18 protein-coding genes and 1 pseudogene are annotated in these 17,549 nt (G+C 36.6%); 9 read left to right on the forward strand and 10 right to left on the reverse strand.

Features of this window, described 5'->3' with window-relative positions:
• Positions 1 to 123: 123 nt before the first annotated feature.
• The 3 genes and pseudogenes from rpsD to ACFIKU_RS03705 form a co-directional block, all read right to left on the reverse strand.
• Positions 124 to 741: a 30S ribosomal protein S4 gene (gene rpsD / locus ACFIKU_RS03695; RefSeq protein ID WP_273722651.1), complete on the reverse strand. Its 618-nt coding sequence runs from the start codon at positions 739 to 741 to the stop codon at positions 124 to 126.
• 170 nt (positions 742 to 911) lie between these two features.
• A complete protein-coding gene (gene murI, locus ACFIKU_RS03700; RefSeq protein ID WP_375656715.1) occupies positions 912 to 1,739 on the reverse strand; it encodes a glutamate racemase in 828 nt (275 codons plus the stop codon).
• Positions 1,732 to 2,567 (reverse strand): annotated as a pseudogene (locus tag ACFIKU_RS03705) (RNA methyltransferase). Before ACFIKU_RS03705 ends, murI begins: the two are co-directional and overlap by 8 nt.
• A gap of 281 nt (positions 2,568 to 2,848) precedes the next feature.
• On the opposite strand from ACFIKU_RS03705, the gene sfsA reads away from it, so the two are divergent.
• Genes sfsA through radC form a run of 3 tightly spaced genes read left to right on the forward strand, consistent with a single transcriptional unit; the run spans position 2,849 to position 5,200 of the window.
• Positions 2,849 to 3,565 (forward strand): DNA/RNA nuclease SfsA, encoded by a 717-nt coding sequence (sfsA, locus tag ACFIKU_RS03710; protein ID WP_375656716.1) that lies wholly within the window; start codon positions 2,849 to 2,851, stop codon positions 3,563 to 3,565.
• Entirely contained in the window at positions 3,558 to 4,388 is an 831-nt protein-coding gene (gene map, locus ACFIKU_RS03715; RefSeq protein WP_375642039.1) for a type I methionyl aminopeptidase, read from the forward strand. The genes sfsA and map overlap by 8 nt, the downstream gene beginning before the upstream one ends.
• A 17-nt stretch (positions 4,389 to 4,405) precedes the next feature.
• Entirely contained in the window at positions 4,406 to 5,200 is a 795-nt protein-coding gene (gene radC / locus ACFIKU_RS03720) for a DNA repair protein RadC (protein ID WP_375642040.1), read from the forward strand.
• A 44-nt stretch (positions 5,201 to 5,244) separates the two neighbouring features.
• Here the strand turns inward: radC and ACFIKU_RS03725 are convergent, their stop codons facing one another.
• The 4 genes from ACFIKU_RS03725 to ACFIKU_RS03740 form a co-directional block, all read right to left on the reverse strand.
• A complete protein-coding gene (locus ACFIKU_RS03725) occupies positions 5,245 to 5,457 on the reverse strand; it encodes a DUF3126 family protein (RefSeq protein WP_015856411.1) in 213 nt (70 codons plus the stop codon).
• Positions 5,458 to 6,037: 580 nt separating this feature from the next.
• Positions 6,038 to 6,811, reverse strand: a complete 774-nt coding sequence (locus ACFIKU_RS03730; protein WP_375642041.1) for an alpha/beta fold hydrolase — start codon at positions 6,809 to 6,811, stop codon at positions 6,038 to 6,040.
• Positions 6,808 to 7,320, reverse strand: a complete 513-nt coding sequence (locus tag ACFIKU_RS03735) for a DUF192 domain-containing protein (protein WP_375656717.1) — start codon at positions 7,318 to 7,320, stop codon at positions 6,808 to 6,810. The genes ACFIKU_RS03730 and ACFIKU_RS03735 overlap by 4 nt, the downstream gene beginning before the upstream one ends.
• Positions 7,321 to 7,570: 250 nt before the next feature.
• The gene (locus ACFIKU_RS03740) at positions 7,571 to 8,146 is read right to left on the reverse strand and encodes a cold-shock protein (protein ID WP_375656718.1); all 576 of its coding nucleotides are present in this window, start codon (positions 8,144 to 8,146) and stop codon (positions 7,571 to 7,573) included.
• A gap of 323 nt (positions 8,147 to 8,469) precedes the next feature.
• Between ACFIKU_RS03740 and ACFIKU_RS03745 the strand changes: the two genes are divergently transcribed.
• The 5 genes from ACFIKU_RS03745 (at position 8,470) to ACFIKU_RS03765 (ending at position 13,328) form a co-directional block, all read left to right on the forward strand.
• Positions 8,470 to 9,603 (forward strand): ABC transporter substrate-binding protein, encoded by a 1,134-nt coding sequence (locus ACFIKU_RS03745; RefSeq protein ID WP_375642044.1) that lies wholly within the window; start codon positions 8,470 to 8,472, stop codon positions 9,601 to 9,603.
• 114 nt (positions 9,604 to 9,717) lie between these two features.
• The gene (locus tag ACFIKU_RS03750) at positions 9,718 to 10,794 is read left to right on the forward strand and encodes a branched-chain amino acid ABC transporter permease (protein WP_375642045.1); all 1,077 of its coding nucleotides are present in this window, start codon (positions 9,718 to 9,720) and stop codon (positions 10,792 to 10,794) included.
• Entirely contained in the window at positions 10,794 to 11,852 is a 1,059-nt protein-coding gene (locus ACFIKU_RS03755) for a branched-chain amino acid ABC transporter permease (RefSeq protein WP_375642046.1), read from the forward strand. The genes ACFIKU_RS03750 and ACFIKU_RS03755 overlap by 1 nt, the downstream gene beginning before the upstream one ends.
• A complete protein-coding gene (locus ACFIKU_RS03760) occupies positions 11,849 to 12,631 on the forward strand; it encodes an ABC transporter ATP-binding protein (RefSeq protein ID WP_375656719.1) in 783 nt (260 codons plus the stop codon). Before ACFIKU_RS03755 ends, ACFIKU_RS03760 begins: the two co-directional genes overlap by 4 nt.
• Entirely contained in the window at positions 12,618 to 13,328 is a 711-nt protein-coding gene (locus ACFIKU_RS03765; protein WP_375656720.1) for an ABC transporter ATP-binding protein, read from the forward strand. The genes ACFIKU_RS03760 and ACFIKU_RS03765 overlap by 14 nt, the downstream gene beginning before the upstream one ends.
• A 96-nt stretch (positions 13,329 to 13,424) precedes the next feature.
• Here ACFIKU_RS03765 and gatA read toward each other — a convergent pair whose 3' ends face one another.
• Positions 13,425 to 14,909 carry an Asp-tRNA(Asn)/Glu-tRNA(Gln) amidotransferase subunit GatA gene (gene gatA / locus ACFIKU_RS03770; protein WP_375656721.1) on the reverse strand — a complete coding sequence of 495 codons (1,485 nt, stop codon included), beginning with the start codon at positions 14,907 to 14,909 and terminating at the stop codon, positions 13,425 to 13,427.
• 31 nt (positions 14,910 to 14,940) lie between these two features.
• Complete coding sequence (gene gatC / locus ACFIKU_RS03775; protein WP_375642050.1) at positions 14,941 to 15,228, reverse strand: Asp-tRNA(Asn)/Glu-tRNA(Gln) amidotransferase subunit GatC; 288 nt, start codon at positions 15,226 to 15,228, stop codon at positions 14,941 to 14,943.
• Positions 15,229 to 15,375: 147 nt separating this feature from the next.
• Here gatC and ruvX point away from each other — a divergent pair, with 147 nt between their 5' ends.
• Complete coding sequence (ruvX, locus tag ACFIKU_RS03780) at positions 15,376 to 15,855, forward strand: Holliday junction resolvase RuvX (protein ID WP_375656722.1); 480 nt, start codon at positions 15,376 to 15,378, stop codon at positions 15,853 to 15,855.
• Here ruvX and ACFIKU_RS03785 read toward each other — a convergent pair.
• Positions 15,840 to 17,459: an acyl-CoA dehydrogenase family protein gene (locus ACFIKU_RS03785; RefSeq protein WP_375656723.1), complete on the reverse strand. Its 1,620-nt coding sequence runs from the start codon at positions 17,457 to 17,459 to the stop codon at positions 15,840 to 15,842. The two genes, ruvX and ACFIKU_RS03785, sit on opposite strands and share 16 nt — an antisense overlap.
• Positions 17,460 to 17,549: the final 90 nt, after the last annotated feature.

The raw sequence follows: 17,549 nt of genomic DNA on the forward strand, positions 1-17,549 counted from the left end.
AGCAATAAACTTAATATAGAACCATTCACAAAAAGTACTTATTAACTTCAAAGATTATAAAAATAACACAATATTTTGAAGTTATAATAATAGAAGAGAGAAACAATTTCTCTTATAGAAAAATTATCGAGAATAAAATTCAACAACCAAATTAGGTTCCATTTGCACAGCATAGGGAACATCTGCAAAAGCAGGAATACGTGTAAAGGTTGCTTTCATCTGTTTATGATCTGCTTCAATATAGTCAGGGACATCACGTTCTGCCAATTGCACGGATTCTAAAACTAAAACAAGTTGTTTTGATTTTTCCCGAACCTCAATAACATCACCTGGTTTACAACGATAAGATTGAATATTTGTGCGCCGCCCATTTACATTAACATGACCGTGATTGATAAATTGGCGAGAAGCGAAAATCGTAGGCACGAATTTTGCACGATAAACAACGGCATCTAAACGGGATTCTAACAAACCGATAAGATTTTCACCAGTATCGCCCCGTCGACGAGCAGCCTCTTCATAGGTTTTATGAAATTGTTTTTCTGAGATATCTCCATAAAACCCTTTCAATTTCTGTTTAGCGCGCAACTGCACCCCATAGTCAGAAAGTTTTCCTTTACGGCGTTGTCCATGCTGACCTGGACCATAATCACGACGATTAACAGGAGATTTTGGACGACCCCAAATATTTTCCCCCATACGACGGTCAATTTTATACTTTGTTGTTTCGCGTTTACTCATCGCATTTCCTTATAAAATAAAACACGAGATCTTAAGATCCCAAGGAAACGCGCCCTCCTCTGCCTTTAAATACTAAAGACTGACAGAATACCTTAACATATCAACATGCAAAGTTATCCACGGGACACGTCAATTAATGCTATTTTCTTAAAAAAAAAGCTAGATCATCATTATTGATCTCGTAATCCAAAGTCAACTCCTTTCATGAGTTTTAAGCCAAATCCTTTAAACAAATTTTCCGTTAAAGAAGTGATATTTTTCGATGTCAACAACGCAAAATCTTGATATTTCTTTATATATTGATGCTGTATTTTTCCTGATAATGGTAATAATGATCTGATATGCTTGGCGATGGCTTTCGCTGGATCAATCCACTCAACGGACCATAAAGCATGTTTATGAAAGAAGTTAATCAAAAAAGGATAATGTGTGCAGGCTAAAACAATAACATCAGTATATTGTCCATTTTTTTCCACAAAACATGGCAGGATTTCTTTTTTTAACTCTTCTATATCGATAGATTTTCCCCGTAAAAAATCTTCCGCAAATCCAGCCAGCTTTTTACTTCCTACAAGCTGAACATGACACTGTCCAGCAAAAGAGTTAATTAATTCGTTTGTATAGGCACGTTTAACTGTTCCAGGAGTAGCTAATACGGAAATAAAACCAGATTTTGTTTGTTCAGCAGCTGATTTAATTGCAGGAACCGTTCCTACAAAAGGGACATGAGGGAAATTCTGTCGTAAATCTTCCATCATCAGTGTAGAAACGGTGTTGCAAGCAATCACACATAAGGCTGGATTGTAGCGTGTTAAAAGATTTGTAAAAATCTTCAAAATACGCTCTTTCAAAATATTTTCTTTCCAATTTCCATAAGGAAATCCTGCATCATCAGCAACATAGATAAATTGCATTTCAGGGATAAGAATGCGCGCTTCCCTGAACACTGTTAAACCACCAATACCGCTATCAAAAAAAAGAACAGGTCGTTCATCCATTAGTTTTCACACTTATTTTATTTTTTTACGATCACGTTCTTCAGGTGCTCTACTCCCCCGTGGATATTGTGGCGAAAAATGATCCAACGAAGATATAATGCCTCGCAATAAACGAACCTCAGGTTCACTAAAGTTAGCGCGCGTAAAAACAGAGCGCAAATTTGCAAGCATGACTTCTTTGCGCTCAAGGGGTCTAAAATACCCACGGATATTCAAAGCCTCTTCTAACTGAGATAAAAAACCATGAAATACTGTTTTATTTGCAGGTTCCATCTCTGCGGCACGAAATGCCGTATCGCTGACATTCTCTAGACCTGTTTTCATCCATTCGTAAGACATTAAAAGAACCGCTTGTGCAATATTAAGTGACGCAAAAGCAGGATTAACTGGAAAAGTAATAATTTCATCAACAAGGCTGATTTCATCATTTTCTAATCCCCATCTCTCTCTTCCAAAGACAATACCTGTCTTATGTCCGATACTTTCACGTTGACGTAATACGCTTGCTGCTTCGACAGCACTTTTTACAGTTTTAAATCCACATCTTTCACGTGCTGTTGTGGCAAAAACATAGTGTAAATCTGCAATTGAATCACGCAATGTATTAAAAATCACAGTGTTGTTAATGACATGATCAGCTTTACTTGCAGCAGCTATAGCTTTTTCATTTGGAAATATTTCTCGAGGTTTGACTAACCGAAGCTTAGAAAGCCCAAAATTCGCCATTGCCCTTGCGACCATACCAATGTTTTCAGGAAGCTGTGGTTCAACTAAAATAATAATGGGACCATTTGTTAAATTTTCACGATTCTTATTCGTTCCAGCCATCAATCTTACCCAGTTTCACTTAAACTATCTCCATCTCCAATATTTTTACGAAACCTTCTTCACAGTACTCTAATGCTGTTTAATAATAAATTATAGATAATCTATCTTTTCTCTCAAAGATAATAAATTTTAAAAGCCATTAAAGTGAACAATGGAATTTATAACAATTTATATAAGATACCGTGGCGTTTTTTACACCAATTTTATCTTTTTAATAGGGAATAGCCCCTACAAATCGTAATCTCAGTTGAATTATGAAATCATAAATCCTAAAAAGAGATATGCACTTTATTTCCAAACTTTTTCCTGCAAAGCTTATCCGTCGTTATAAACGTTTCCTTGCGGATGTTCAACAAGATGATCAGCGTGTCCTCACCGTATCTGTACCTAACACAGGATCAATGCTTGGATTAACAGCTTTCAACTCCAATATTTGGCTTTCATATCATAACAACATCAAACGAAAATATGCCTATCAATTAGAAATTATTGAAGCCGATAATACGTTGGTTGGCATTAATACTGCCTTACCCAATAAACTTGCGTTAGAAGCAATTCAAAACGGATTACTACCAGAATTAAGTGGATATAAAACAGTTTTAAAAGAACAACGCTATGGGACACAATCACGAATTGACTTTATTTTACGTGATGACATTCTTCCTGATTGTTACCTAGAAGTCAAAAATGTTCATTTTATTCGTCAAAAAGGATTAGCAGAATTTCCTGATAGCGAAACAAAACGTGGTGCACGTCACCTTGATGAGCTCATAGGAGTTGTACAACAAGGAAAACGAGCTGCTATGCTTTATATTATTCAACGAGAAGATTGCGCAGCTTTTGCAATCTGTCATGATCTTGACCCACTCTATGGACGTAAGTTTGATTTAGCATTAAAATCAGGAGTAGAATGTTATGCTGTAAAGTGTCATGTAAGTGTAGAAGGCATTTTTCCGATTCAGAGAGTAACAATAGAAAATAGAAGAAACAATGACTGAGTATATCGAATATAATAAAATCCCTTTAAAGTTTAATGGAAAAATCCGCATTTTCGATGATTATGCTTTTACTAAAATGCGTGAAGTTGGTCGTATTGCTGCAGAATGCCTTGATGCGCTTATGGATATTATTAAGCCGGGTGTTACTACGCAAGAAATTGATGATTTTGTATTCATTTTTGGTGCTAAGAGAGGAGCACTTCCTGCTGATCTAAATTATCATGGATACAGCCATTCATGCTGCACATCTATCAATCACGTTGTCTGTCATGGTATCCCCAATAAAAGACCTTTGCAAGAAGGCGATATTGTAAATGTTGATGTAACTTTTATCCTTGATGGTTGGCATGGAGATTCAAGCCGAATGTATCCTGTTGGAAAAATTAGACGTGCAGCAGAACGCTTGCTAAAAATAACCTATGAAAGTCTTATGAAAGGAATCGCTGTCGTTAAGCCTGGAGCAACGACAGGTGATATTGGGGCAGCCATTCAACAGTATGCAGAATCTGAACGCTGTTCAATTGTGAGAGACTTTTGCGGACATGGTATCGGCCAGCTTTTCCATGATGCTCCCAATATCCTCCATTATGGAAACCCTGGAGAAGGAATAGAATTAAAACAAGGTATGATGTTTACAATTGAGCCTATGATTAACCTTGGTAAACCACAAGTTAAGGTTTTATCTGACGGTTGGACTGCTGTTACCCGTGACCGCTCTCTGACAGCACAATATGAACATACAATTGGTGTCACAAATGAAGGATATGAAATATTTACACAATCTCCTAAAAATATTTTTTATATTCCAAATTCGCATATCTAACGCAATGTAGAGATGTTATGGCTAAAAAATTAAATCAAAAGGAAGATACTCAAAGTGATCACTTTGCATTAACATCGAGTTCTCCACTTACCCCAGTATCAGAAAGAAAAAGTGAAGAGCCTCAGAAAAACGCACAGCTTCATAAACATTATCAAGGACATCGTGAGCGTCTTCGGAAGCGCTATTTAAAGTCAAAAGGAAATGCAATTGAAGACTATGAATATCTTGAATTATTGCTTTTTCGCACAATACCCCGTGCAAACACAAAACCCATAGCTAAAAATTTGATAGCGCGCTTTGGTTCATTAGCTGATGTGTTGGGAGCGGATATTCACCGACTTCAAGAAATTCCAGGATGTGGTCCCGCCACTGCAATTGATTTAAAAATTATTTCAGATGTTGCTGGACGTCTTGCTCGTGCGCAATTGTTTAAACGCAATATTTTTTCATCATGGGATAAAGTGTTAGCTTATTGTAAAGCTGTTATGGCTCACGAAACACGTGAACAATTTCGTATTTTGTTTCTTGATAAGAAAAACGGCTTACTTGCTGATGAGGTGCAACAAACTGGAACCATTGATCATACCCCTGTTTATCCTCGTGAAGTTATTTCTCGAGCTTTAGAGTTATCTGCATCAGGACTTATCTTAGTCCACAATCACCCTTCTGGCGATTCCACCCCCTCTGATGCAGATATAACAATGACATATCGATTAAAGGATGCAGCAAATGCATTAGGTATTATTATCCATGACCACCTTATTATTGCACGAAATAACCATACGAGCTTTAAAGCGTTAAAACTTATATAAATCTTATAGGATAAAAAAGACTTCATTCAACTGTGAATAACGAATCAATTTTCTAAATCAATATCTAATATAGCCATTGAGAAATTATAGGAGAGCTCATCTTCATCTTCATCTCGATAGATAATGCCTAAAAACTCATCTCCCATATAAACCTCACAAGAATCACTCTTTTTAGGCCGCGCTCTGACTTGCAATGCTGAGTTTTGGAATATATTTTTTAAATAATTATCAAGTTTTTTTATTTCATCAGCATTCACTATGCTCTCCTGTTTTTTTGAAACGATTAAAATAATTGCGTGTCGCGCAAATAAGACATTCTTATGATTCTGTAAAGTCAGTAAAAAAGCATAATCTGAATATTTACTTAATGTTACATATATTTACAACGTTCTTTATATATTCATAAAGAACTTCTACAAAAAGAATCTATCATTATTAAATATACCCGTATAGATTAAAAAATGGCAAAAAAACTGTATATTTTTAATAATTTTACTTTATCTCCAATTTTAGCATCTGTATTTAGAATGCATATTCGTAAGAATAAATTGATCAATAATTTATAATTTTATTCCTTTTATAAAAAATATAAATAACAATAATTATTACAACATTCAAAAATATTTCTTTTAATAACTTTTAAAGTATAATTATTTAATCTTAGAAGAATTACATCTCTAAAAAATATACAAAATAAGCAAATAAGAGTTTATTTTTCTTTTCATTTTTTATAAAAACTTATGTCACAACAGAAAAATTTTTAAATAAGGTTTTTTCAATTTATACGAGATAAAAATACTGAGTATTTTTGTAAATGCTAAAACCTATGAAGAATGCTTATCTTATAGGATAACGAGAAAGAAAATCTATAACGCCTTTTTTATAAACTTTATCGCCTACAGCAAGCATATGATCTCGACCAGGAATTGATAAAGCTTCACCACAAGGCAATAAAGCTGCTAATGGCTCTGCAGCACCGCCGATTTCATCTAATGAACCAACGGCAACAAGTGCAGGTTGTTCAATTTTGTAAACTTCAGACGCCGTTAACTCCTGTTTTGATGTAATAATACAAGCAGCAAGAGCACGCCTATCGCTTTTCGTTTGATCGGCAAATTTACGGAACATTAAACCACGCGTATTAGTAATGGTAGAAATATCTTCTGCTAAAAGGGCCTCAGCAACAGGCTCCCAATTTCCTGCTCCCGTTACCATACCAATACCTAAACCGCCAAAAATAACACTGTGTACATATGTTGGATGCAAAAGAGCCATGAACGCACTAATACGAGCCCCCATAGAATATCCCATAACATGGGCTTTAGATAACTCTAAATGCTGTAGTAACTTTATTGCGTCGCCAGCCATAGCTTGAGGCGTATAAAAGACAGGATCATAACTTTTAACTGAATCTCCGTGACCGCGATTATCAAGAGCAATAACACGATATCCTGCTTCAGTGAGAATACGAAACCAACCCGTTGCATACCAATTCACCCGTGCAGAAGATCCAAAACCATGGATCAACAAAATAGGCGCCCCCTGCCCTTCTTCTCGATAAGCAAATCGCAAACCATTATATTCAAAAAAACGAATATCTTCAGCGGTCATTTTTTATTGCACTTTCCACAAAGTACAGGATGAATAACACGTTGCCCTTTTTGTATCTTTTTTTCAGAAACTTCACCAGCATTAATCTCAAGTGCAAAAGCTGCAGGAACTTCTGATGAAATGGTATTTGTTGAAAATGGAGAGGTGTTTTCAACAATCGATACAATAATTCCCTCGGAGTTTAAGAAAATCATATCTAAAGGTAAAGGCGTATTTGCCATCCACATAAAAATTTTCTGTTCATCTCCCGGTTGAGAACTTTTTAGCTGCTTAAAGAGCATTGCACGATCGCGTGGAAAATCAGTTCGATACATTAACCCAGCCGCTGCTTGAGATGGCGTAAAAGCAATCTCTACCTTATAAAAAACCGTACCTTGCTTTGTATGTATTTCTAAAGGAATCGGATGCACAGAAATCTCTATGGGCTTTTTTGCCACAACAACACGCATATCTAACATAAAAAGCATCACCAATAAAACAATATGCCTCTTTTTAAAAAGCTTTAACATTCTTGTCTCCACCATAGAAAAATTTTAAATTTTGTTTCTAAAATAAAAAGTACTAGAGTTTAAAAGCCAAAAAATAAGAGATTTGCTTCCTTGTTGCTTTCTAGTTTCTTTCAGCGTGATATCGCAATTTTCTCTATTTGGTTTATGGGTTCACTAGAGCCATATTTTCTTTAAAAATCTACCTCTATAGCAATTTACGAAATAACTATCTTTAAAAACATAGAAAACATACTGTTTTCACTCGTGAAATTCAATGCGTAGCAAAAGGAATGCCGATATCCGGATAAATCTCTGCTGTCATTAAACCTTTTTCTCCTTTACCAAAACGTACAAGAACAACCTGGCCAGAACGAAGCTCTGCTAAACCAAAACGGCGCAACGTTTCCATATGAATAAAAATATCTTCTGTTCCTTGCCCACGGCTAAGAAAACCGAAACCTTTGTCACGATTAAACCATTTAACAATTGCACGTTCTAGTCCACTTTCTGGAGTAACAACAACATGGGTACGCGCTGGAACTTCTGATGGATGAATTGCTGAAGAACAATCTATAGATTTCACCTGAACGCACTTTAATCCTCGTTCAGTTTTTTCCACAGCACAAATAACTTTAGCTCCCTCCAAAGCTGTTTGAAAACCATCCCTTCGCATTACCGTAACATGCAATAATATATCGGGAAAATGAGGTAAATCAGGTACAATAAATCCATACCCCTTACTACCATCAAACCACTTAATGACACCACTGATTTCGATAATCTCCCCACAAGCACCTATACTATCCTCAGATGGGGAACAATCCTTTAATGCATCCTTACTCGTCATAATAACGTGATCCTGTAGCTTATAAATTGTACGATATTGATTCTCTAGGTTTAAGTAAACATTGCTCTTGTATCAACAAGCAAGCCCCAAGATAAGATTTCCCCATATTGTCGTATCTTCTATGTTAATGTCAGAGAATATCAACATGAATATTTACAAAACTATTTGATTGTACACTTTACATACCGTACAAGGAGTGCCCTACAAAAGAGCTCATATAAAAGTTTTTTTACATAATGATATTTTGATTAATGTGTAACTTGCATGATGAAGAAGTTCAATATAAGGTGAAAAAACGACAATTCAATTAAGGAAAATGCGCAATGCAATTGAAGAAAATCCTTACGACAATCGCAGCATTTATGGCATTTACAGCAAATGTTTATGCGAGTGAACCTATTAAGATTGGAGTTTATCTTCCATTAAGTGGTCAAAATGCATTTGGAGGTCAGCTTGAAATTAGAGGTATAGAATTAGCCCATAAAAAAGTTCCAGAAATTTTAGGACGTAAAGTGGAACTTGTTATTATTGATAATAAGTCTGATAAGGTAGAAGCAGCTAATGCTGTTATGCGTTTAACAGCAAGTGAAAAAGTAAGTGGAATCATTGGTAGCTATGGTTCTTCGCTCTCGTTAGCAGGTGGTGAAATATCTGAAAAAGCAAAGACTCCAACCATTGCAACGTCCTCAACAAGCCCCCTTGTTACACAGGGTAAAAAATATTACTTCCGTGCTTGCTTTATTGATTCCTATCAAGGGGTAGGAATCGCAACTTATGTAAGCCAAACTTTGCACGCAAAAAAGGCTGCTATCCTTAAAGATATTTCAAGCGATTATGCCATTGGTCTTGCAAGCTATTTTACGCGTGCTTTCAAAAAATTAGGTGGTGAAGTTATCTCAAATTTAAATTATAATTCTGGAGATCAGGACTTTTCAGCTGTTCTCACGCAAATTATCGCTCAGAAACCTGATATCTTATTCATCCCATCTTACTTTTCTGAAGGTGCTATCATCATGAAACAAGCACGAGAATTAGGGGCGAGGTTTCAAATTATGGGTGGAGATGCTATGGATAATCCAGAAACCATTACGATTGCAGGAAAAGCTGCAGAAGGTTTCTTACATACGACACTTCCCTACAGTGAGGATATGCCAAATATGTCAGTAGCTGCGCAAGAATTCACAAAAGAATGGAAAGAAGCCTACCCTGACAAAGAGCCAAATATCAATTCTGTTTTGGGATACACGAGTTATATGATGTTCATGAAGGCTATTGAAAATGCTGGTAGCACTGATCGTGAAAAAATTACTATCGCACTTAGCGAATTAAAAGATTTCCCTACCCCCTTTGGAGATATGTCAATGGATAAAAATCATAACCCTAAAATTCCTATTGGTATCATTAAAATACAGGATGGAAAACGTGTTTATTTAGAAGAAGTTAAACCTGCTTTTTAATTAAAAAGTTTTACTTATTAAAATACAAGAATTGGTTGAGGATCTTTTTCTCAACCAAAAACTTGGAAATTTCTTATTGTCCTATGTAAATTAACAAATGTGGAAGGATGAGAGATGAGCACTGAAATGTTCATCCAGTACTTTTTTAATGCACTGGCATTGGGATCTCTTTATGGGCTTATTGCTATTGGCTACACCATGGTCTACGGTATACTGAGGCTCATTAATTTTGCTCACGGTGATATCTTTATGCTGGGAGCATATTTTGTTTTCTTTTCCACAATTGGTTTTATGCCTGCTTGGGCGGCTTTTCTTCTTTTGTTCCTTGCTGCTCTTGTTTATTATTCGGTCTTTATAGGCTTTAAAAGGCGTCCTCCAATTTATTGGATTGGTGCTTTCTTAATCCTTGCGCTAGGATTTGTTTATTATTTAAAAATTTCCCCACAAGATTTTACACCGATTTGGGTTTTAGCTCTTTGTTTTTCCATTTTTATTACAAGTGCTGTGGGTGTTGCTGTTGATCAATTTGCTTATAAACCTCTACGCCATGCTCCGCGTATTTCGGGACTTATCGGTGCAATCGGTGTTTCTTTTTTTATTGAAAATCTTGCTACTGTACTCTTTAGTGGTGTTCCGAAAGGTGTACAACAACCAGATTTTCTTGTAACGCCATTTTTATGGCATCTAGGATCAGGAGCAGATGGTATCATCAGAATTGCTCCCATGTCTCTGATCGTTCCCGTTGTGTCATTAATTCTTATTTTATTACTGTTATGGATTATCCATAAAACAAAACCGGGTCTTGCTATGCGCGCAATCTCCCATGATATTGAAACAACACGTTTGATGGGTGTGTCTGTCAATAAAGTTATTGCGTTTACATTTGGAATAGGCTCAGCTCTTGCCGCCATAGCAGGCATTATGTGGTCTTTACGTTATCCTCAAATTCAGCCTTATATGGGTGTTCTTCCTGGTCTCAAAGCATTTATCGCTGCTGTTATCGGAGGTATTGGTTCGATACCAGGAGCAATGTTGGGAGGATTGTTATTAGGGTTTATTGAAATTATGATTATCGCATTTTTTCCCGCGCTATCTGGATATCGAGATGCCTTTGCTTTCATTTTATTGATTCTGATTCTATTGATATTGCCCACAGGATTAATGGGTAAAAGAAATCAGGAGAAAATCTAATGACAAAGTCAGCGACAACTGTTTTATCGTGTATAAGTGTTTTAGTTCTCATAGGTTTTTTATTTTATGCTGATAGCCATTTTAATGACTATACGCTTCGTATCATAAATCTGATTGCTATTAATGCAATATTGGCAATTTCGCTTAATTTGATTTACGGTTTCACAGGTATGTTTTCTCTTGGACATGCTGGATTTATGGCTATTGGTGCTTATGTTTGCGCAATTTTACTTCTTTCCCCTGAGCAAAAAGAAATGATGTGGATTCTTGAGCCTATTGCTGAACCATTATATCATTTACAGTTACCTTTTTTTATCGCTGTTGTTGTCAGTGGTTTGTGTGCTGCAGTTGTAGGTTTATTGATTGCTTTACCAATACTGCGTCTTGGTGGCGATTATCTTGGAATTGCAACATTAGGTTTTGCGGAAATTATTCGCATTGTCATTACAAACGCAACATCGCTCACAAATGGCTCTTTGGGAATAAAAGGAATACCTCAAGACGCAACATTATGGTGGAACTATGGTTGGCTAGCGTTTACAGTTCTTTTTAGTGTCCTTTTACTGCGAAGCAATACTGGTAACGTATTACGTGCTATTCGTGATGATGAAATAGCTGCGAAAACTATGGGAATTAACGCGTTTTTCTACCGTAGTTTTTCTTTTACTGTTGGAGCGTTTTTTGCAGGTATAGGTGGCGCATTAATGGCGGCTCTTATTTCAACCATTGATCCCAAAATGTTTAATTTTCTTCTGACTTTTAATATTTTAATGATTGTTGTTGCTGGTGGTCTCGGTTCAATTACAGGGAGCATTATTGGCAGCATTATTATTACAGTCATGCTTGAATGGCTTCGTATTATTGAAAGTCCATTTGACTTAGGTTTTATACATATTCCAGAAACCCCAGGACTTCGTATGGTTGTTTTTTCTCTTTTATTGCTGGTAATTATCTTGTTTTGGAGAAAAGGGTTGATGGGACAACGAGAATTCTCATGGAATGGAATTTATAGCTTTTTGACACGCAAAAAGCTTTCTAATACTGAGGGAAAGCTATGAACGACACCATCCTTTCACTCAATAATATTGTAATGCGTTTTGGCGGATTAGTTGCTGTAAATAATGTTAATATGGCAATTAAACGAGGAAGTATTACTGGATTAATTGGTCCCAATGGTGCTGGAAAAACAACAGTTTTCAATATAATTTCTGGTTTTTATGCTCCTACAAGCGGCATCATTCTTTTTGATGAGCAAAAAATTTCTGGAGCGTCTCCTTATATTATCTGTAGACGCCATATTGCCAGAACGTTTCAAAATATTCGTCTTTTCTCAGGGTTAACGGTTTTGCAGAATGTTATGGTAGGAGCACATGTTCGACAAAAATATCCTTGGTTTTCTTCAGCTCTATTTTTTTCAAAAGCAATGAAAGAAAAGAAGGAGATTTATAAAAATTCCTTAGAGCTCCTTGAACAGCTACAACTTGATCACCTTGCCAATCAATCGGCAACGGCTTTACCTTATGGTGTGCAACGACGTTTAGAAATTGCACGCGCGTTAGCCACAAAGCCAAAATTGCTTCTTCTTGATGAGCCTGTTGCTGGCATGAATCCACAAGAAAGTGAAGATCTTAGAAAATTCATAGAAAAAGTGCAAAAAGACTTTGATCTTACAATTCTTCTTATTGAGCACGATATGAAAGTGGTTATGGGGCTTTGCCAACATATTTTGGTTATGGAATATGGCTGTTGCATTGCCAATGGCACACCAGATGAAATTCGTAATAACCCTAAAGTTATTGAAGCTTATCTTGGCGGAGATGTTTATGGATATTCTTAAAATAAAAAATCTTAACGTTCATTATGGCGCCATTAAAGCTGTTCAAAATCTTTCTATGTCCATAAAACGGGGCAGTATTGTCACTTTAATTGGAGCCAATGGTGCAGGAAAAAGCAGTATTGTACGTTCTATTACAGGACTTAATCGCTCTGTTTATGGAAAAATTACCTATAATGGTGAATCAATTATTAAAAAATCACCAGAAGAGATTTTACGATTAGGGATTGCTCTAAGCCCTGAAGGACGACGTATTATGCCCCATCTCACTGTTTTAGAGAATCTTCATCTAGGCGCTTATATTCGTCACGATAAGCAGGGAATTTCCCGTGATATTGAATGGATATTTGATCTTTTTCCGCGTCTACGTGAAAGAGCAAAACAGTTGGGAGGAACAATGTCAGGTGGTGAACAACAGATGGTTGCTGTGGGCCGTGCACTCATGAGCAACCCTGATATGGTAATATTAGATGAACCCTCGTTGGGGTTAGCACCACTTCTCGTTCGAGAAATTTTTTCGATTATTCGGAAAATTAATGATATGGGAAAAACTGTTCTTCTTATTGAACAAAATGCATTTGCTGCGCTTTCTATCGCTGACTATGCTTATATTTTAGAGGTAGGACATATTTTATTTCACGGTGAAGGTAAAACTATGCTCTCTGATTCGCGTGTTAAAGAAGCCTATCTTGGTGGATAAAGACTACGAATTGAGGAAATAGAGTTCATCCCTCCACCCTTCAAAAAAGCATTTCTCATTAAGGATGAGAAATGCTCCTTTGTGAATTTTTTATTATTACATCCACCATTTTTCTGCACTGAATATCCCTGCTTCTTTTTCAATAATGTGCGCTATCTGAAAAATGACTTCTTCAGCAAAAGGTTTACCAATCAATTGCAATCCTAAAGGTAACCCATTTGATGATAAACCAGCAGGAACAGAAATTCCTGGTAAACCAGCCATATTAACTGGCACAGTAAAAATATCATTAAGATACATTGCTACAGCATCATTTTTTATTTTTTCATCAGCAATACCAAAAGCAGGTGTTGGTGTTGCTGGTGTCAAAATAGCATCAATGCCTGAAGCAAAACATTGATCAAAATCACGTTTTACGAGTGTTCTTACTTTTTGAGCTCTTAAATAACAGGCATCATAATAACCAGACGAAAGGACATAAGTCCCAACCAAAATACGCCGCTTAACTTCATTACCAAAGCCAACAGAACGCGTATTTTCATACATCTCAATGATATCTTTTCCAGGCACGCGCAAACCAAAACGTACACCATCATAACGCGCTAAATTAGAAGAGGCTTCTGCAGGAGCTATAATGTAATAAGAAGGTAGAGCATATTTTGTATGGGGCAAAGAAATATCCTTAATCTCAGCACCAGCTTCTTTTAACCAATTTATTCCTTTTTGCCAAAGCTCAATAATTTCTGGAGACATTCCATCCATATGATATTCTTTTGGAATGCCGATTTTCATTCCTTTAATTGATTGGCCAAGATAACTTTCATAATCAGGAACTGGTAAATTCACAGAAGTAGAATCTTTTTCATCAAAAGAGGCCATTGATCTTAGTAAGATAGCGCAATCACGAACATCTCTGGCAACAGGTCCAGCTTGATCAAGGGATGAAGCAAATGCAACAATACCCCACCGTGAACAACGTCCATAGGTTGGCTTTATTCCTACAGTTCCAGTAAAAGCTGCTGGTTGACGTATTGAGCCACCTGTATCAGTTGCAGTTGCACCAGCACAAATTTGTGCAGCAACAGCGGCAGCAGATCCTCCCGAAGACCCCCCAGGTACGAGTTTTTCATTCGAGCCTTTTTTTCTCCATGGACTAATAACGGGACCATAATATGATGTTTCGTTGGATGAGCCCATAGCAAACTCATCCATATTAAGTTTTCCTAACATCACAGCACCGTCTTGCCATAAATTAGCCGTGACAGTTGATTCATAGTGTGGTTTAAAACCATCAAGGATATGTGAACAGGCTTGAGTATGAACACCATAGGTTGCAAAAAGATCTTTAATCCCCAAGGGGATTCCTTCTAAAAACCCTCCCTGCCCTTTCGCTAAACGACACTCTGATTCAGTCGCCATTTTCATTGCCTGTTCTGCTGTTATTGTTACATAAGCATTCAAAATTGGATTAGCTGATTCTATTGCTTGTAAATAAGCTTCCGTTAATTCTGTTGCTTTGAGATTTTTTTTTGTTAGAGCATCACGAGCTTGCGCAATTGTGAGGTTTGTTAATTCAGTCATATTGGTTCTCAAATTTCAAAAATATAAAAAGTTACTCAACAATTTTTGAGACAAGAAAAAATTTTTCTTCTGTAACAGGGGCATTGGCTACAATATCTGCTGCTTTATCGCCATCTGTAACACTATCTTCACGCATTCGTAGAGTCATCGGTATCACAGATATTAATGGCTCAACTCCACTGACATCAACTTCATTCAATTGCTCAACAAAACCTAAAATAGCATTGAATTTTTTTGTCACAGGTTCTATCTCATCATCGTGGAGAGCGATTCGCGCTAAATGTGCGATCCTCTTGACGGTCTCTTGATCAACAGACATACTCTTTACGCCTTTCTGCTTTTTTGTTTATTTACTGATCTTTATTCTGGCTATACAAGGGTGCACTTGTAAGTGCAAGAATATTAGATAACATGAATAAAGAATATAACTATAGATCTGAAACATTAAAAAACGTATCATACCCTTATGACTGTTATTAATATAGATGAAGTTATAACACATCTTTTGCCTAAACAAACAATAGCAGGCTTAGATTTAGGGACAAAAACTATCGGAATTGCGATTTCTGATATGGGGCTGACTGTCTCAAATCCGCGTCCTGTACTACAGAGAAAAAAATTTACAGAAGATGCTTACACACTTATTAAAATTTTTGACCGTGAAAACGTAGGCGTTATTATCATTGGCTTACCCCTTAACATGAATGGAAGCAGCGGCTCTCGTGTTCAAGCAACCAGAGCTTTTGTGAGCAATATGAAAGCTTATACAAAAATTCCATTTGTTTTTTGGGACGAACGTTTATCAACAATTGCTGCAGAACGTTCTCTTCTAGAAATGAATGTATCGCGCGCTAAAAGAGCAAGCCGAATTGATTCGGCAGCCGCCGCTTTTATATTGCAAGGTGCTCTTAATAGAATTCAAAACTTTCATCATATGGAAGGATAGAGGACATTGAGCAAATGTCCTGCATTATATCGTGCAATGAGCATCCCGTAAGAAGATCTCCATTGTCCCCCAAGGCGGCTTTCCATATAGGCATTTGCAACATGTTCTATGTCTGTAGAACGTAATGCTGCTGCTGCTGCTGCATAGGCTACTTGTTCAACAAAAAACCTTCCTGCACCTTCATTTGCTGATGCCATATCACCTGCTGACTTAATAATTTCAATTGCTCTTGGTCCCGCTGGTCCAATATCAAGAGCTATTTTTTCCAACAATTTCTGAAACAATCCCGGTGCTTTTTCAGCAATAAGAATGGCATCCTTTACCAATTGATTAGCAGAACTATTTCTCACAATTCGCGCAGGCCCATTATGCAACATTTGTGATAATGGATTATTCTCTATAAAACTTTCAATACCAAGTTGTGCAATAATTTCGCCAATAATAGGCACAACCAATTGACTTACGTGATAAGCAATAATAGGTGTCATAATGCGGGCAAAGGCTGCTTCAGAACGGTCATTTGCTGCATTATCAAATGCTTTCGCTAAACGCAAAACCAATGCTTGTGAAGCAGCAATATCTAATGCAATATCTGCAAAAATACGTTCTGTCAGTGGTGGTAAAGGCTGATTGGGCATTTTTTCCCGGAAAAAATCTATACCAAATTGAAGAGCCGCTCGTAAAACACCTGCCGATATGACTGATTGATCGAAACGCATCATCGTCTCGATATCTTTAATAACTTTAAGCCCTTCTCCGGCATTTCCCAAAAGCCAACCATAACTGCCTTGGAAATCAACAATCCCCTCTGGTGTTAAAATTTCTCCAGAACGCTGAATTAAATGACGAATTGATATAGATCCATTTAATGCGCCATTTTCTTGTATACGTGGAATAAAAAAACAACTTAAATGACCATTTAAATCTGCACTAACAAGATATCCGTCAGCGGTAGGATTAATAACATTGGTTTTTACAACATTTAAACGATATAGATCACGTTCCATACTTTCATCGAAAGAAATTTTCTTAACACTTGGAAAATTAAAAGCGTATTTTTCAATATCGTCAAATGCATAAGTTAGAGAAGCAGCCTTTTTATGATGAATAGGCTTTGATGAGGAATCATATTGGCGTGATAAAAGTACATTTTGCCATTTTTTGAAGAGCTCAATATCACTAATTAAAACAGCAATAGCTGCACTCGTTATAGTAACTTCATTCAAATGTCCTGTTTCTAAACCAGCAGATAAAGCTAAACGAATCGCACGCGCTTGATAGCGGACTCCATTTTCTGAGCTCGTATTTTCCCAAAGCGAGGTAACCAAACCTGCTTGTCTAGAATATTGTTGAAGAGCTTGATAGGAAGAATGGATCTCTAATTTTTCAGTTGGCTGCCCCCATTCATCATTATAGCATAATAAAGGCTTATAATGATTCGCTAAGCAAGAAAGTTTCCATGCTTCTCGACTCGCCGCAAAATCCCCTATTTCTTCAAAACTCGCTAACAAAAACTTAGGCAAAGTAGAGGCAATACGAAACATAAGCGTATCGCTAAGAAATGTATTTTTTCGACGGTTATTTTGCGCAGATACAGCACTCATAGGTATATTCCTACATTCAAATCATTCATATCATAGACTATTTGTCTTTTTAGAGTTAAGAAACATTTATCATATTCAAACAAATGCTTG

The sequence above is a fragment of the Bartonella sp. CM120XJJH genome, from assembly GCF_042194715.1.
Lineage (GTDB): Bacteria > Pseudomonadota > Alphaproteobacteria > Rhizobiales > Rhizobiaceae > Bartonella.